Origin of the sequence: Stenotrophomonas sp. PS02289, assembly GCF_029960115.1 — a bacterium.
Lineage (GTDB): Bacteria > Pseudomonadota > Gammaproteobacteria > Xanthomonadales > Xanthomonadaceae > Stenotrophomonas.
In genome coordinates this window covers 1-16,547 of sequence record NZ_JASCOZ010000094.1, presented here as the reverse complement: position 1 = coordinate 16,547, position 16,547 = coordinate 1, and the positions used below count along the sequence as shown (strand labels likewise).

Genomic DNA, 16,547 nt, shown 5'->3' with positions numbered 1-16,547 from the left:
ACACCACAACCCAACCCCCCCCCACCCACACCCCCCCCCCCCCCCCCCCCCCCCCCCCCCCCCCCCCCCCCCCCCCCCCGCGACCGTATTGTAGAGCCGGGCTTGCCCGGCTGCTTTTGGCGGCATCGCGAAAGGCAGCGGGGCAAGCCCCGCTCTACGGGTTTGCGGCAAATACGCACCGCCAGCGCGATCACACGCCCCAATTCAAAGCGACGTGGAGTACACCAGCATCAAGCGGTTCTCCTCGGCGTCGCGCTGGTAGTTCGAGCGGAAGAACCCATTGCGCCAGCGAATCGAGAAGTCCTTCAGCGCTTCACTCTGGAAGGTGTAGCCGATCTCGAAATCACGCTGCCATTGCCGTCCTTCGCCTGCAAAGGTGGCAGGACGCGCATTGTCACCCTTCACGTAACGGACCAGGAACTTCAACCCGGGAATGCCGATACGCTTGCCGTCCAGCTGGTAACGCGCCTGCCAGCTGCGCTCGTCGCGCTCCATGAAGTCGTTGATGAAGGTCCAGTTGAACACGTTGCCGTCGGTGCCTCCCACGAACGGCATCGCGCTGTCGCCGCTCATGTCCTGGTAGGCCACAGCGAATTCCTGTCCGTTGACGTTCCACGCAACCAGCGCGTTCACGGCGCGGTTGTCGACCACGCCGGCCAAGGCCTGGCCCACGTCGTCAGAGACGTAGTAGCGCAGTTCCGTATCCAGGCGGCCGACGGGCAACGGTTGACGATACGCCACCGAGGCGACCTGCTGCCGATAGATGTCCTGCAGCTCCACATGCTCCACGCGCAGCTTCAACTGGTCGTTGACCTTCCAGCCTGCGGTGAACAGATCAAGGTGATCCGAGTCCGGCGTTCCGCTGAAGCGACGGTCCTTGTTGGTGATGGTCAGGTGTACCCTGTCGACGCCATCACGGTACCAGCTGCGGTCAAAGCGCTTGTACCCCAGCTCCAACCCATTATTGAAGGCCGCACCCAACGAGGCACCCTCGAAAGTCTGCGGCAGCAGGCGACTGGTGTTGGACTTCAGGGTCAGGTCCGAGGTGATATGGCTGCCGACGCGCAGTTCCGCCGGCCCCGCCTTGGCCTTGCCGGTAATCGCCACGCGGCCAAACGTGGTGCGCGCGCCGTCCTCGTCATACGGCAGGATACCGGTGCCGACCTCGGCATCGGTGCCATCCAGCTTGAGGTCGCCCAGACCCAGCAGGTCCAGGCCGAAGCCCACCACGCCAGGCGTGTAGCCGCTGCGTGCATCGATCATCAGGCCCTGCGCCCATTCCTCGCGCTTGCCCTGGCCACTGCCGCTGCGGAAATCGCGGTTGTAGTAGAAGTTGGTGGCGGTCAGATCCACTTCGGCTCCCTTGAAGAAGCCTTCGGACGTTTCATCCGCCATCGCCGAGCCGCTGACCAGGCACGCAGCCGCCAGCACGGAAATCGAAAGATTACGCATGTTGCAACTCCTTAGAAGATCGCGCCGGCGATGAGGATCAGGACCAGCGACACCACCGAGGCCATCGACAGCGGAAGGCTCAGCGTCTTCAACGTGCCACGCAGGGTCATGCCCATCGTGGTCTGCATCAGCCAGAACGTATTGCTGGTGACATGCACCAGGAACAGCGAGCCCGAGCCTGCGGCCAGCGCCACCAGCACCGGCGGGACGTCCAGTGAATGCAGGGCCGGTGCCAGCAGGCTCGCAGCGGTGATCGCAGAGGCCGACACCGAGCCGATGGCGATGTGCAGAATCGCCGCCACCAGCCACACCAGCAGCAGCGGCGCGGCGGTGTTGGCTGTGAAATAGCCCGACAGAATGTCACCCATGCCGGTGGTTGCCACCACGGCCGAGAGCGAGCCGGCTACGCCGGTCAGCAACAGGATCTGGCCGCTTTCCTTGAATGCATCGGTGACCGCGCCGCTGCGGTCACGCGCCGGAATGGTGAAGCGGGCGATGAAGAATGCCAGCGCCAGACCACAGAACAGCGCGAATGTGGAATTGCCAATGGCTTCCAGCACCGGCGCATCCCAGCCCATCACGCGGTCCACCGCGCCCAATGCGATCATGAGCATCGGCACGATGATCGGCAGCAGCGAGAGCTTCAGCGGCACCGCATTGCCTTCAGTGGCCTCGTCGGCCGTAATCACCGCCGGCTGCTCGTCTTCCGGCAGTTCGTCGGTTTCCGGCTTCCAGAAGCCACGATGCAGCAACCAGTGGAAGCCCCACAGGGTGAGGAACACGGTGGGAATGGCGATCGCCAGGCCGACCAGCAGCATCGTGCCAAGTTCCACATCCAGCACCGCCGAAAGCGCCAGCGCCGCAACGCCCGGTACCACCATGGTCAGCGCCATGTAGATGCCCACGCCGACGGCGGCCGCCATTTTCGGCAGCGCGTCGCCGCCCATGCGGCGCGCCGTGGCACGCGCCAGTGGGGCCGACATCAACAGCAGCACGTCGGTGTAGATCGGCGGGAAGATCGAGGTCAGGATGGTCGCAAACGCATACGGCATCTGCTTCGGCTTGAAGGTTTTCACCAACAGCCGCACCACCTGCTGGAACGCCCCCATTCGATGCAGGAAGGCGCCGATCATCACCCCGAAGCCGATCAGCAGGCCGATCTTGCCCATCAGCTCGCCAAAGCCTTCGGTAATGGCCTTGATGGTCTCGGCAAAGCCCAGCCCCGAGCTGAGGCCCAGGTACAACGGCCCGGCCACCAGCGCGATCATCGGGTTGACCTTGAAATAGATGATCAGCAGAACGATCAACAAAATAGCGAACATGGCGTTCGCCAGCACAAACCACTCGTGCATGATTCCCTCCCAGGAATGCAAAGCTAGTTGAAGCGCACGCCGGCACAGCCTGCACCGGCGTGCGGATTGGTCAGGCGGCGCGCAGGCCCGGCGGTGCCGGATGCAGGTCGCCTACCCGGCCGGCCTTGGCGACCTGACCGGAAGTCTCGTGGCCGACCAGTGCCGGCAGTGTTTTTGAAAGTTCGATAAGCCGCAGCAGGTCCAGCCCGGTGGGAATGCCCATTTCCTCGCACATCGCCACCAGGTCTTCGGTGCAGATGTTGCCTGACGCCCCCGGCGCGAACGGGCAACCGCCCAGTCCGCCCAGCGAGGCATCAAACCGCTGCGCGCCAGCGTCATAGGCCGCCACCACATTGGCCAGACCCAGGCCACGGGTGTCGTGGAAATGCAGGGTGAGCGCGGCGGCGTCCACCAGTTTCAGCGCCTGATCCACCAATTGCGCCACCTGGCGCGGGTTGGCCATGCCGGTGGTGTCAGCCAGGGTGATCCCGGAGCAGCCCAGGTCCAGATAGCGGCGCACGATATCCAGCACCTTGGCCGGGGCTTGGGCCCCTTCGAACGGGCAGCCAAACGCGGTGGCCACGGTGCCGTTGAGCAGCTTGGTACCGTTGTTGAGCGCAGCGATCTGCGCGAAGCCCGTGAAGCTCTGTTCCGCTGTCATGCGCATGTTGGCCAGGTTGTGGGTTTCGCCCGCCGACATCACCAGATTCAATTCATCGGCACCTGCTGCCAATGCACGCTCCGCGCCTTTCAGGTTCGGCACCAGCGCGACATACACCGTACCTTCGGAACGCTGCAGGCCGGCGAACACCTCCGCCGCATCAGCCAGTGCCGGCACGGCCTTGGGCGACACGAAACTGCTCACTTCGATGCGGGCGAAGCCCAGTTCGCCAAAGGCATTGCCCAAGCGGATCTTCTCGGCCGTCGGTACAAACACCGGTTCGATCTGGAGGCCGTCACGCAGGCAGACTTCCTGCACGATCAAAGGACGGGATGTGGCCATGCTCACTTCTCCTTCGCCGTGATGCGGGCGATGGCATCAGCGGCCAGTCCCAGTTCGGCAAGAACCTGTGCGGTGTGTTCGCCCAGCGCCGGACCGGTCCAGCGCATCTCGCCGGGCGTCTCTGAAAGCGTGGGCACGATGCCTGGCAGCGTGATCGGCTGCCCATCGGGCAGCGTGGTGTTGAGCAGCATGCCGCGCGCCTGGTAGTGCGGATCGGCGACGATGTCGGCGGCCGAGTAAATCCGTCCGGCAGGAACATCGGCCAGATCCAGCGCTTCCAGCACTGCATCGATGTTGCGGCCACTGGTCCAATGGGTGATGGCCGCATCCAGTTCGGCGTTGCGCACCACCCGGCCCGGATTGGTGGCCAATGAAGGGTCTTCGGCCAGGTCATCGCGGCCAATCGCACGCATGAGCCGCTTGAAGATCGGATCGCTGTTGCCGGCAATCACCACGAACGCCCCGTCGGCGGTCGGGTAGGTATTGGACGGGCTGATGCCTGGCAATGCGCCGCCGGTGCGCTCACGCACCTCGCCGAACATCGCGTACTCCGGTACCAGGCTTTCCATCAGGTTGAACACGCTTTCGACCAGCGAAACGTCCACCACCTGACCGCCGCCCTGCCCGGTCTTCACCCGCAGCAGCGCCATCAGCGCGCCCATCACCCCGTGCAGCGAGGCCAGCGAGTCACCCAGGCTGACGCCCACGCGTGCCGGTGGCGTGCTCGGATCACCGGTGGTGTAGCGGATACCGCCCATGGCTTCGCCAATCGCGCCGAAGCCGGGGCGGTCGCGGTATGGGCCGGTCTGCCCATAGCCGGAAATGCGGACCATGATCAGGTTCGGATTCAACGCAGACAGCGCGTCCCAGCCCAGCCCCAGCTTTTCCAGCCCGCCGGGACGGAAGTTCTCGATCACCACATCGGCGCTGGCGGCCAGTTGGCGGGCGGCATCGGCACCGTCGGCGGACTTCAGGTCCAGCACGACGGACTTCTTGTTGCGCGCCTGCAGCGACCACCACAGCGAGGTATCGCCGTGCAGCTTGCGCCACTTGCGCAGCGGGTCGCCCCCTTCCGGCGACTCCACCTTGATCACTTCGGCTCCGAATTCGGCGAACAGGCGCGCGGCGAACGGCGCGGCGATCAGCGTCCCGAATTCAACAACACGAATGCCCTGCAATGGACCTGGCATCCCGACTCCTCCTGCGACAATGCAGCGCAGGGTAGCCAGCCTTCACACCATTGCGCCAGACCTCATTCGCGAAATGGCGTTCGCATTTCGCGAACGCCTAATCCTTTGGTCGAAGGTGGTCGAGCAACTGCTGCGCAGCGGTGGAGAGGGTCCGGCCGTTGCGGTACACCAGTTTCAGCTCTCTTTCCGCCCAGGCATCGGTCAGCGGCTCGAAGTGCAGCTTCATTGAACGACCGAACAATTCGAACACCGGCTCCGGCACCAGCCCGATGCCCAGGCCCGCCTGCACGGTGCGGCAGATCGCGTCGAAGCCCGGCACGTGGATGCGTCGACGCAGCGAGCGCCCCGCATCGCGTGCAGCCATCTGCGAACGGGTAAAGATCGAGCTTTCGGCGTGCAGCGCCACCTGGTCGTACGGCAGCGTGTCGGCAAAGGCCAGCGGCCCCTGGCCGGCGAGCGGATGGTCCGGGCGCATCAGCATCACCAGCCGGTCGCGCCGGAACGGCAGCACCGCCAGATCACCCAGCTCGCTGTCACCGGAGCACACGCCGATTTCCGCCCAGCCCTCCTGGATACCACGCACCACGCCGGGCGTGGGGCGCTCTTCGAGCTCGATGCGCAGGTCCGGGTGCTCCAGGAAGAACGCCTCCAGCGCTTCAGGCAGATAGGCCACAATCGCCGAAAGATTGGCCAGCATGCGGATGTGCCCCCGAATGCCGCGACGGTACTCCAGCAACTCACTGGATAACGCCGAGGCCGCCAACAGCATCCGGCGCGCGTGCTGCAGCAGGCTTTCCCCGGCCAGGGTGAGCTGCATGCCGCGGCTGTTACGGGTGAACAGCACCACGTCCAGACCGCTTTCCAGGTCGTTCAAGCGCCGGCTGGCCGCGGAAGTGGCAATCGATTCACGTTCGGCGGCTTTGGACAGCGAGCCCTCCTCGACCACGGCGACAAACAGCCGCAACGTGGTCAGACTGATCCGGTCCACGGGCATGGGTTGGGTCACAAACTGGCTCCAGCCAATACAGAACTGGAGCCGATGATACCGCGACCGCTCAATCCAGCCGCGTAGCCTCCTTCAAGCGCTCCATGCCGGTGGGCTGCGCATGCTTTCCAAACTTGAAGTTGACCGACTCAATGGTGCCGTTGAAGGGGAACAGCCCCTTCTCATCGTAGTCGGCGCACACGGGCGATACACAATCCATGCCCACGTCCATGCACTCGGTGCCACAACGCTGGGGAATCTGCTCATCGATGTGGACGCTGTCCACCTTCTGGCCGTCAACGGACAGAACCACATCAGCCGGACCACCGGGTGTGGTCGTGCTCGGCGTGAACGTGACCTCGATCGTATGCTTGCCGGCAGCCAGGGCTTTCGGCGCGACCGCGTCATAGCGTTTGATCGCAAAGAAGTTGTAGTGGAAGCGGGGCTTTCCTTCCCAGAAGAACAGCGAAAATCCCGCTGCGTCTCCACCGAGTGCGAACAACACGCCTTCACCGCCGCCCTTCGGCACCTCCACCGGCACCGTCAAGGTAAATGGAACGCCCACCAGCTTCGGGCCACTGCCCTCAGGCAGCCGGGTCATACCGGGATAGAAGGTGACCTCCTCGCGACCGAAGAAGTAGCTGGGACGCAGGGTGACGTCCAGCCGCTCTGAGAAACTGTCATCCAGCGGGAACACGTTGTACTTCGCCGCTTCCGTCATGAACAGGTCCTGCAGTTGGCGCAGACGCACAGGCTCCTTCTCCGCAAGATCGACGGCTTGACTGAAGTCCTTGTCGATGTGGTAAAGCTCCCACCGGTCGTCTTCGAAGCTGAAGGAGCCAGACGTCTCCCATGGCAGCCGCCCATGCCGGCAGCAGGCCATCCAGCCCTCGGCATACATGGCCCGGTTGCCCAGCATCTCGAAGTACTGCCTCTTGCGCGTGCTCGGCACCTTCTGTGCGCCTTTGTCGAACGTGTAGGCAAAGCTGACACCCTCGATGGGCCGCTGCACGTAGCCATTTACCACCTGAGGCTCGGCAATGCCCACCACCTCCATCAACGTCGGCATGATGTCGATGCAGTGATGGAACTGACTGCGCTGCTTGCCCTTGTCCTTGATCACCTTTGGCCAGGACACGAACATCGCATTGCGCGTTCCGCCGAAGTGCGAAGCCACCTGCTTGGTCCATTGGAACGGCGTGTCGCCTGCCCATGCCCAGCCTACGGCATAGTGTGGCGAGGTGCCGGGGAGTCCCCAGCGGTCCATGAATCCGATGGACTCCTCCATCGACGGCTGCCGCCCATTGAGGCTCATCAGCTCGTTGGGCGTACCCACCAGGGAACCTTCGCCACTGGAACCGTTGTCGCCAATGATGTAAATGATCAGCGTGTTGTCGAGTTCGCCCAGCGTTTCAATCGCATCGATCACCCGGCCCGCTTCAAAATCCGCGTGCTCCAGGAAGTCGGCATAGTTTTCCGCCTGCCGCGCGAACAAGGCCTGGTGTTCCTTCGGCTGACTGTCCCAGGACGGAATCTGTTCCGGGCGCTCGGTCAGTTGGGTCCCCTTGGGAATGATGCCGCGCTTGATCTGCTCGGCGTGCACCTGCTCGCGGTACGCATCCCAGCCCATATCGAAGCGACCCTCGTTGCGTCCGCGCCAGTCAAGTGGCGGCTGATGCGGGGCATGCGCGGCACCGGTAGAGAAGTACGCCATGAAAGGACGGTTCGGTGCGATGGACTTCTGGGTGCGGATCCAACCAATGCACTGGTCGGCCAGGTCGCGGGTGAGCTGGTAGCCATCCTCCGGCCGTGACGGCGGCTCAATCGGATCCGTATTCTTCAGCAGTGACGGGAAGAATTGATCGGTCTCGCCGCTGATGAAGCCGTAGAACAGGTCGAAGCCCTGGTTGGTAGGCCAGTTGTCGAACGGCCCCGCCGCACTGGTCAGGTTGTCCGGCACGTTGTGGTTCTTGCCGAACCAGCCACACGTGTAGCCAGACTGTTTCAGCAGCTCGGCAAACGTGGCGCAGCTTTTCGGAATGATGCCGCAGTAGCCAGGATAGCCCGTGGCCATTTCGGCGATCACCCCGCTGGCGACCGAATGGTGGTTGCGCCCGGTCAGCATGGCGGCGCGCGTGGGTGAGCACAGGGCCGTGGTATGGAACTGGTTGTAGAACAACCCATTGGTGCCCACCCGCTCTGCGGTGGGCATGCGCACCAGCCCACCGCAGGCACTGGGCCAGCCGAAGCCGACGTCGTCCAGCAGCACCAGCAGGATGTTGGGGGCGCCGGCAGGAGCCTGCTTCAGCGGCGGAAAGTCCGGCGAGGAGTTCTTCGCGTACAGGCCGATCTCGGCATTCGGGAACTTCCACTCCGGCTCGGGAAGGTGGTGCCGATCAATATGAACAGGAAATTCCGGGGTCTTCTTCGAGGCCATGGCACCGCTCCAGTCCGCGCGTGGGTATGCACCACAGACTGGCCGTGTCCTGCGCGCCCTGCCTGCGCAGAACTACGCATTGCACTCCGGTACTTATACTCAGCCAGCGCGACGCTGCGGCCAGCCGGTGAGCGCGCCGGTCTTCCAACGCCAGGCGCTGTAGCCCAGAAATCCGATCGCCAGCAGCAGCGTCGGCCAGTGGTAACCATTACCCGCGCCGAAACGAATGGCGTACATCGCAAGATAGGCGGCGAACAACAGCACGGAGACACGACGGCCGAATGCCAGGAACACGCCGGCTAAGGCAAGCGTCAGCGGCATCACCATCAGCTTGGCGATGTAGCTGAGCGGCATCAGCTCGAGCCCATACTCGGAAACCTGGCGCAGCACCATGATCCACATGCTCATGAAGTGCACTGAGCAGAATGCGGCAATGAGAATGGCGATCAGCCGATGCAGCAGCGCCGGCAACCGCGGCATGGCGGGGGACGTGTCGGGAAGTGCCGCCTGGGGCGGACTATAGGGGCTGTTCATGGGCGCGGCATCCAATTGGCGTTCGTCCTGCATTGCCTCTTCTCCTGTGGCTGCCGTTCAGGAACGATAGCATGTCCGGCATCTGCGCCACGAAGTCTTAACGCGACTGCCCTATGCTGATGACTTCATCAGGAGCAGCCGGGCAGAGCCCGGCTCTACAAGGAGATTGCATGAAGAAGCTGCACGCCGCCCTGTTCGCCGCCTGTCTGCTGGGTGCCAGCCCGCTGGCCTTCGCCGAAGCCGTGAATCTCAACAACAGTGCCGAAGGGGCCAATCGTGACGCCGGCATTACCGCCGTCAAGAAGAAGCTGCAGGACGCCTGCACCGAGCGCAAGGGTACCCCCGATGCGGAATCGTTCGAGGTGGTGTTCGAGAAGACCAGCGAGAACCCGGACGTGCCCAAGCCGTACTACGTTGACGGCAAGATGAAGTGCAACCTGCCCGACTGACGACTGGATGCCGGCCGTCGGCCGGCATCCCTTCCTCCCCCCTGATTTCCGCCCCCGCCCGCCTGCTATAGTCCCCACCATCCAGCAATCACAAGGAATGGTCATGGGTCTGATCCAGGCGGTAAAGGGTGCAGTCGGCGGTGTTCTGGCCGACCAGTGGAAGGACTTCTACACGGTGCCCAACGGGCTGCCGTCCACGGCAGCCCTGTTCGCCGCCGTGCCGCGCGGCACCAATGCCGGCCGTGGCTCCAACACGAGCGGCTCGTCCAACATCATCAGCAACGGCTCGAAGATCGTCGTGCCGGAGGGCTACGGCCTGCTGCTGATGCAGGACGGTGCGATCACCGCATTTGTCGCCGAGGCCGGCGGCTACGAGTGGCGCTCCGATGACCTGAATTCGCAGTCCATCTTTGCCGGCGACGGCATTGTCACCCCGCTGATCAAGCAGAGCTGGGAGCGCTTCAAGTTCGGCGGCCAGCCCGGCGCGCAGCAGGCGGCGTTCTTCGTTTCGTTGAAGGAACTGCCCGACAACCGTTTCGGCACCCAGTCGGAAATCTACTGGGACGACGCCTTCCTCAACACCCAGGTCGGCGCGGTCACCCGTGGCTCGTACACGCTGAAGATCGAAGACCCCATCCTGTTCGTGAAGAACTTCGTGCCGGCCGCCTATCTGCAGCCGGGCAAGGTGTTCGACTTCACCGACATGGACAACGCCGCCGCCAACCAGCTGTTCAATGAAGTGGTCAGCTCGCTGGCTCCGGCATTCAGCCTGTACAGCAACGACCCGGCCAAGGGCAACCGCATCACCAAACTGCAGCAGGATTCGCTGGGCTTCGCCCAGAGCCTGTCCGCCGCAGTTGAGCAGGGTTACCAGTGGAAGTCCGACCGTGGCCTGGCCATCGTCAAGACCGCCATCGTTTCCATCGAGTACGACGCCAACACCCGCGAACTGCTCAAGACCGTGCAGCGCGCTGATGCGCTGGCTGGTACCCGTGGCAATTCCAACCTGCAGGCCAGCGTCGCCCAGGGCATCCAGTCCGCCGGCGAGAACGGCGGTGCGGCCGGCCTGATGGGCATCGGCATGGCCAGCGGCATGATGGGCGTGGGTAACCTGCAGCAGCCTGCCACCCCGGCTGCCGCGCCGGTGGATGACACCGTCGCCAAGCTGAAGAAGGCGAAGGAGATGCTCGACCTGGGGCTGATCACCCAGGCCGATTACGACGCCGCCAAAGCCAAGGCGCTGGGCCTGTAAGACGCACGGCCCGCCATGAACAACCCAGGAAACACCCCGCCACCGCTGCCGCCGGTGCCGCCGCCGTTGCCCAAGGCAACGCTGGACGGCCCCGGCTCGCCGCAGGACGTCCCACCCCTGCCCGGCAGCTTCCCGCTGGACCCGGCCACCCTGCCCGACCCGATCCAGGCCGAGATTGAAGCACCCGATCCCGAGGCGCTGGATACCTCGGCCGAGGAGTTGAAGGACGGCGTCAATCGTTGCCCGAAGTGCGGGTCCAGCGACGTGCGCCTGAAGGTCGGCACGGACGTGCTGGTGTGCCAGTACTGCCGCCACCAGTGGCATGGCCACCGCGTGGAGGAGGCTTACGGGCTGGGCGAAGGCCTGGACCAGTTGCGCGGCACGAACATCGCCAGCGGTGCCCGCAACATCGAAGCGGGAACCGCCAGCCTGATGAGCTTCAAGTGCACCGGCTGCGGTGCCGAAGTGACCATCAACACCGAAAGCAGCATGACCGCCCGCTGCCACTGGTGCCGGCACGTATTCGGTGTCAACGAGCAGGTCGCCAACGGGGCCGTACCCGATGCGGTGCTGCCCTTCCGGATCAGCAAAGACGACGCCGTTGCACGCATCCGCCAGTTCGTCGACAAGCGACGGCTGTTTGCATTGAAGGCGTTCAAGGACCAGTTCACGCCAGAGAATGTGGTCGGCGTCTACATGCCGTACATGATCGTGGACAGCAATGTCAGCGCGGCCGTATCCGGCAAGGGCGAGATCCAGACCCGCGAATACACCGTGGGCACCGGCGACAAGAAGAAGACGTATTACGACGCCGATGTCTATCAGGTCCAGCGCCAGGTCGACTTCACCGTCGACGACCTGCCGCTGGAGTCCTCGGCCCAGCGCGGCAATATGGACATCAAGGTCAACACCAACAACATCATCAATACCATCCTGCCGTTCGACACCAAGAACGCGCTGAAATGGAACGCGTCCTACCTGCTCGGCTTCACTTCGGAGAAGCGCGACCTGGACGTGGAAAAGATGATGCCGCGGCTGGAAGACCAGCTGCTGTCCATCGCCCGCTCGGAGGTCCACGGCTCAGTGCGCCGCTTCAACCGTGGTGTGCGCTGGGAGCAGGAGCAGCTGGAAGTGCATGGCACCCGCTGGGTCTCCATGTACCTGCCCGTGTGGCTGTATTCGTACCACCAGCCCGGCCGTAACGGCGGGATGCTGCACTACATCGCGGTCAACGGCCGTACCGGTGAAACCATGGGCAGCGTCCCCGTGCAGCAGTGGAAACTGCTGCTGGCCGCGCTCACCACCGGCACGATCGTGGAAGCCCTTGTCATCGCCCTACTGGTAGCCAGCGCATGAGTGACGATAGTGGTCTTTGGTTGTTGGCGGCAGGCCCTGCCGCCGCTACGGGGCTGTACTGGGCTCTGTACCGGTACTACCGCAATACCGACAAGTCGCACGCCTTCGAGCGCGAGACGCTGGTGGAGGCAAAGCCGGTAACCGGGTCGGAAAGCAAGGTGGGCACCAATAACGGGACGCGCGAAAGGCGGATCCAGGGTGACAACGTGAGCGAGTATCGAAAGCGGGTCTCCCGCCCCCGATGACCGGACCTGACTGCATGCGCCAGACAACGATCCACGCTCGCGTCCTGCCCGCGGTCCTCGCCTGTCTGCTTGCGCTGGCAACTTCGGCCTGCAGCAATGCGCCAGAGGGAAATGAGTACGTGGACTATGACGGCACCACGCTGACCGTCGAAGGAACCGAATTCGAGCGGGTTCGAGAGACCTCGTTCGACTACAAGGTGTACCCCGGCCGTATCGTGATCAGCGCCTGGCCAGCGGCGCTTCCGCGCACGCTCGTGCACATCAAGCGCTATGGGCTCACCCTTGAAGGACATACGGAAAATGGCCGGCTGCTGATCAAGGTGCCAGAAGGCTACGAGTGGCAATGGGCTGCTGCCATTGAATCGAAGCTGGGCAGAGAAACCACGGCTTCAACAGACCCGAAAACCGCGCCCCTGCCCATGCTGGCGACAGGCCCCGGTCCGGGGCTCCGTTCCATCGTCCAGATGGCCGAAGAGCGGGAAGCCAAAGCGGCGGGCACCCTTCGGGCAAAGCGCACACCTGCACCCCGCGATCCTGTTCCCGAAGAGGTGAGGCAAGCCATCCGTGATCGATATGCGGCGATTGAGAAGATGGGAGGAATGACCTTTTCCTTACCCAGCAACGGCGCATCCACCGTTGTTCACGCGCGGCTGTACGATGTCAGCAAGATCGCCTGCAGCCCGAGCGTTCACGATCGACAGTACACCTGGGACTGCAGTGCGACCATCAAACGGTCCATCTGTTCGGGAAACTGCACCCCCTCGTTCTCTGACGCAACTGAGGCCCCGGAACGCATCAGCGTGTCCTGGAATCCGGAGACTCAGCGGTTCGATGCGGGAAGCTGAGGTCAATCAAGCGCAATATCCAGCTCTTTACTACGCGCATCCTCTCCGATCAGTCCGATCAATTCGGACCAGAGCGCTTCATAGCAACGAACGTACCCGCTACTGCGATCGCGATCTCTCGCCGCGACAACCGCCGAGGCAAATACGCAGAACTCAGCAGCATTCAGCTCGGCCGCAGTGATGAACGTGGTACATCCTACGTCCTGATGCCAGTAGACCTTGCTTCTCACGCGCTGACCGAGAAGCGAGAACTCAGCACGGATCCGATCACTGAAATAATCAAAAGCGATCCCGTTCATAGCAACACCCTTCTCATCTGACACAATTATCGTTCCAGCCACGATCGCTAACCTCACTTGAATGATGCACACGCTGACGCACTCCGGTCTGACGCGCATGGCGCGTCACCACAGCAGGCCGTCCGGCGGGTAGAGTCGGTCGACAGACGACTGCCGATGACAATGATCGGCACGGCAACGAGTGACCCCAACCGCAGCCGCGCCATCCGTACAGCGCCCTTGCCACAAGCCACAAGCCAGCGTGAAGCACCATGAATCAATCCATCATGTACGCTGACAAGCGACCGTCGCTATTTATGATGGAAACAAGCTCAGCCGAGACATCAGTATCCTCATCGGACGAGTCGTCGATTGGACTTACCAGCAACTCAAAGTCGCCATCGGGATCCTCTCGAAGATCATCTTCAGGCGCAGGACAACCGAGAAGCGCGTATACACACGTGTCATCGTAGGCATAAAAGTTGGGGTACTCATCGTAGACCCAATCAGTATCCTCCTGAAAATTCAAGCCAGAGAGAACTTCACCGAGCAGCTCTGCTGTCTCCCGCAGCGACCCGATAGGCTTCACACCAACTGATGCGTATCTATTCATTGACTTGATCCGATATATCTGGCGACAGAAGGACCATCTACGGAGGCCTGTGATCCACGCAGTAGCCTTCTACACCTCTTGCAACCATGCGCAGCACCTTCAACTCGTTCTCTGCCTCAACGAATGAGAACACCTTGAAGCCTTCCACGCTCTCCCCGTCCGCCATCAGGCAGGCATGCGCAATAAAGGCCTCATCCTGCTCCACCACCCCATGACTCAACGCACGCCCCTCGGGACTGAAGCTCTGGTAGCCAACAACATCGGAGAACTTCAACAGGCACACTCGCTCCTGCCAATCCCTGTATTCGACATGGACATCTCCACCATATGCAGAGACGAGGACGATCTCCGCATCAGCCAGGCTGCACTCTTCAAAGTTGAACATACCTGTCGCCACTCCGTACCGCGCCACATGTGAAACCACTCACCACGAAGCGACCTCCGATATCTTGGCAGCAATGAAGCCAAGGAAGTCGTTTGCTACCTCTTCGGCACTCATGAAGGCTGAATCAATCTCATAGATTCGCCCCGTACTGACGTGAAACCCAGCATTGCATCCAGAGAAGTCATCTCCGAACAGTAGAATCCAGTCAACCGATTCCGGCTCACTATATATGAATCCAGGCTCTGCGACTCCGTCGTAAATCATGTATCCGCCGTCGCCGATACACCCGAATCCGACCTTCTCAAGGAACTCAATGAACTGATCAGGAATCTGTGGGTAGTCCGCACGAAGCTGTGCAAGCTTTTCCCGGGACACCGGAGTCAAATCATCAATGACCGACCCTGTCCCTTTCATGGCAATCATATCCTCAATACTTCTTATCCTCGGCCCTCCTATCAGCATGCGCCGAGCACCTAGGACGACCTGCGCCCACCCCTTACCCGTCCGGACTTCATCATCAATCGCAATAGACGGAAGCCCACCCGCTGGCTGAAGGAAGTACACATCTCGCGCAAAGTCCTGGCTCAACACGCTCTCGAAATCGAATCCCCCGTCGAACTGGAACCAGACAAACTCCGCACCATCCGCCAACGCTGCGGCCGAGCAATGCGTCAAGTAGGCTTTCAGGTCGTTCGGATAGGCTTCCAACGTCAATTCGTAGAAGACAAGCGCCTTGCCATGTAGAACTTCGAACTCGTCTTCCATCAGGAACGGACCAAGAATGTCCTTCGGGGCCACACCACCCAACTGAAAGTCCCTACTCCCCAGTGGCTTCGATCCGGGTGAAACCACATACATACAGAGCTTTGCGGATACGCCGTCCCAGCATATCGCGTCTTCAATGATGCTCATTTCCAAGCCTCTTGTCCTTCGACTGCGGCACACCCGCCAGCACCCGTAGAGCCGGGCTCTGCCCGGCTGCTCTTCTCGCAAATCCCACCGATATCGCCACGTTCAGCCGGGCAGAGCCCGGCTCTACGGTCATGGGCGACTCAGGACACCATCGCCACCACCTTGAGCGCCTCAACGTCACGATACAACTGAGCGCGCACATATAGCCCTGCGATCAGCTCAAGCTCTGTCTCCGCATCGTTCTGATCCACCGCGATATGCTCAGACGGGAGAAATCCCTGCGAAAACGCTTCCTGACGCAACACCGGAAGATTCGCCCTCAACAGCTCCCCCGACATCACGCCGCCGATACCGCCCTTGAAGGTCACCAGATAGTCGCCGTTCCGGTGACGCTGGACGCGGAAGTCAGGTTCTTGCTGCGTCACCGCCCGCAGCCTTGCGTGGTACGCCTCAATGGGCAACTCCTCTGGTCCGAGCCAGATGACACAGCTCCCATGCGCATACAAGGTGTATGACTTGCCTGACAGATAGCTGTACGTATGGTTCAAGGTCCACTCGTCGGTTGGCACGATGGACGGCTTCCACGTCGGCCGGGGATCCATGTTGTTCATCAGCATTCCTTGACGTTGTTTAGGCACTGAAATTCTGGACAACGAAACCTTACATACCCAACTGCGCCGCCTTTCGCGCCAGCGGGTCCACCACGAACTTGAACGACCCGGCGACTACCACCCAATCCACCCAGCCGAGGGGAACGGTCAGGTACCCCTCGAATCCGTATTCGCGCGACTCCTTCGGCAGGCCGGGAAGCCCGTAGTCAATATCGTCCACCTCTTCGCGCGGTGCCTTGAATCCATCCGGCTTCACCGGATCTCCAATGCACTCGATCAGCGTGCGCTTCGAGGAGGTTACCCCCTCAAATACGAACCAGCCTGCGTGCGGACCATGACCTTCGGCGTTTAGCGGATGGTTGCCGAACAAGAAGACTCCTTGAACCTCCACCGTGAGGGTTCTGTCTTCGAAGCCCCAGTCACCAATAGTGCTTTCAGCGAAGTACAACAGATCAAAGAAGCCACTGTATTCTTGAGCAGCCGCACGAATGACTAGGTCGCCCATAACTGTCGCCCCCCGGAGGCCCCCCATGCTCGCCCAGAGCAGCGAGTATCTCCAATGTTGAATGTCGTGCATAGCGTGGGCCGGCCAACGGCCGGCGCTACCGGGGCGTGAAGGTTTCTTGAAGTTTCACGCGCATTCTCGGG

The 16,547-nt window shown here is 62.2% G+C and carries 18 protein-coding genes; 5 read left to right on the top strand and 13 right to left on the bottom strand.

What is annotated here, in order from left to right; genetic code table 11:
- Positions 1-204 precede the first annotated feature (204 nt).
- From QMX83_RS13715 to QMX83_RS13685, 7 genes are all read right to left on the bottom strand, one after another.
- Positions 205-1,452 (bottom strand): OprD family outer membrane porin, encoded by a 1,248-nt coding sequence (locus QMX83_RS13715; protein ID WP_282297205.1) that lies wholly within the window; start codon positions 1,450-1,452, stop codon positions 205-207.
- Positions 1,453-1,463: 11 nt separating this feature from the next.
- Positions 1,464-2,804, bottom strand: a complete 1,341-nt coding sequence (locus QMX83_RS13710; protein ID WP_282297203.1) for an SLC13 family permease — start codon at positions 2,802-2,804, stop codon at positions 1,464-1,466.
- A gap of 70 nt (positions 2,805-2,874) precedes the next feature.
- Complete coding sequence (locus tag QMX83_RS13705; RefSeq protein WP_282297201.1) at positions 2,875-3,807, bottom strand: hydroxymethylglutaryl-CoA lyase; 933 nt, start codon at positions 3,805-3,807, stop codon at positions 2,875-2,877.
- A 2-nt stretch (positions 3,808-3,809) separates the two neighbouring features.
- Entirely contained in the window at positions 3,810-4,997 is a 1,188-nt protein-coding gene (locus tag QMX83_RS13700) for a CaiB/BaiF CoA-transferase family protein (RefSeq protein ID WP_282297199.1), read from the bottom strand.
- Between the two features lie 97 nt (positions 4,998-5,094).
- Positions 5,095-6,003, bottom strand: a complete 909-nt coding sequence (locus QMX83_RS13695; protein ID WP_282297197.1) for a LysR substrate-binding domain-containing protein — start codon at positions 6,001-6,003, stop codon at positions 5,095-5,097.
- A 49-nt stretch (positions 6,004-6,052) separates the two neighbouring features.
- Positions 6,053-8,419 (bottom strand): arylsulfatase, encoded by a 2,367-nt coding sequence (locus QMX83_RS13690; protein ID WP_282297195.1) that lies wholly within the window; start codon positions 8,417-8,419, stop codon positions 6,053-6,055.
- Between the two features lie 99 nt (positions 8,420-8,518).
- Positions 8,519-8,986: a hypothetical protein gene (locus QMX83_RS13685; RefSeq protein WP_282297193.1), complete on the bottom strand. Its 468-nt coding sequence runs from the start codon at positions 8,984-8,986 to the stop codon at positions 8,519-8,521.
- Between the two features lie 137 nt (positions 8,987-9,123).
- Here QMX83_RS13685 and QMX83_RS13680 point away from each other — a divergent pair, with 137 nt between their 5' ends.
- From QMX83_RS13680 to QMX83_RS13660, 5 genes are all read left to right on the top strand, one after another.
- Entirely contained in the window at positions 9,124-9,402 is a 279-nt protein-coding gene (locus QMX83_RS13680) for a hypothetical protein (RefSeq protein ID WP_282297192.1), read from the top strand.
- 103 nt (positions 9,403-9,505) lie between these two features.
- Positions 9,506-10,654, top strand: a complete 1,149-nt coding sequence (locus QMX83_RS13675) for an SPFH domain-containing protein (protein ID WP_282297191.1) — start codon at positions 9,506-9,508, stop codon at positions 10,652-10,654.
- 15 nt (positions 10,655-10,669) lie between these two features.
- Complete coding sequence (locus QMX83_RS13670) at positions 10,670-12,010, top strand: TFIIB-type zinc ribbon-containing protein (RefSeq protein ID WP_282297190.1); 1,341 nt, start codon at positions 10,670-10,672, stop codon at positions 12,008-12,010.
- Positions 12,007-12,255 (top strand): hypothetical protein, encoded by a 249-nt coding sequence (locus tag QMX83_RS13665; RefSeq protein ID WP_282297189.1) that lies wholly within the window; start codon positions 12,007-12,009, stop codon positions 12,253-12,255. The genes QMX83_RS13670 and QMX83_RS13665 overlap by 4 nt, the downstream gene beginning before the upstream one ends.
- A 14-nt stretch (positions 12,256-12,269) precedes the next feature.
- Positions 12,270-13,100 carry a hypothetical protein gene (locus QMX83_RS13660; RefSeq protein ID WP_282297187.1) on the top strand — a complete coding sequence of 277 codons (831 nt, stop codon included), beginning with the start codon at positions 12,270-12,272 and terminating at the stop codon, positions 13,098-13,100.
- A gap of 2 nt (positions 13,101-13,102) precedes the next feature.
- Here the strand turns inward: QMX83_RS13660 and QMX83_RS13655 are convergent, their stop codons facing one another.
- The 6 genes from QMX83_RS13655 to QMX83_RS13630 form a co-directional block, all read right to left on the bottom strand.
- A complete protein-coding gene (locus QMX83_RS13655; protein WP_282297185.1) occupies positions 13,103-13,399 on the bottom strand; it encodes a hypothetical protein in 297 nt (98 codons plus the stop codon).
- A 256-nt stretch (positions 13,400-13,655) separates the two neighbouring features.
- Positions 13,656-13,991, bottom strand: a complete 336-nt coding sequence (locus QMX83_RS13650) for a hypothetical protein (protein ID WP_282297184.1) — start codon at positions 13,989-13,991, stop codon at positions 13,656-13,658.
- A gap of 37 nt (positions 13,992-14,028) precedes the next feature.
- Positions 14,029-14,376, bottom strand: coding sequence for a hypothetical protein (locus QMX83_RS13645; protein WP_282297183.1), 348 nt, complete (start codon positions 14,374-14,376; stop codon positions 14,029-14,031).
- Between the two features lie 39 nt (positions 14,377-14,415).
- The gene (locus tag QMX83_RS13640) at positions 14,416-15,288 is read right to left on the bottom strand and encodes a hypothetical protein (RefSeq protein ID WP_282297182.1); all 873 of its coding nucleotides are present in this window, start codon (positions 15,286-15,288) and stop codon (positions 14,416-14,418) included.
- Positions 15,289-15,428: 140 nt separating this feature from the next.
- A complete protein-coding gene (locus QMX83_RS13635; RefSeq protein WP_282297181.1) occupies positions 15,429-15,899 on the bottom strand; it encodes a hypothetical protein in 471 nt (156 codons plus the stop codon).
- A 49-nt stretch (positions 15,900-15,948) separates the two neighbouring features.
- Positions 15,949-16,404: a hypothetical protein gene (locus QMX83_RS13630; protein ID WP_282297180.1), complete on the bottom strand. Its 456-nt coding sequence runs from the start codon at positions 16,402-16,404 to the stop codon at positions 15,949-15,951.
- Between the last annotated feature and the right edge of the window lie 143 nt (positions 16,405-16,547).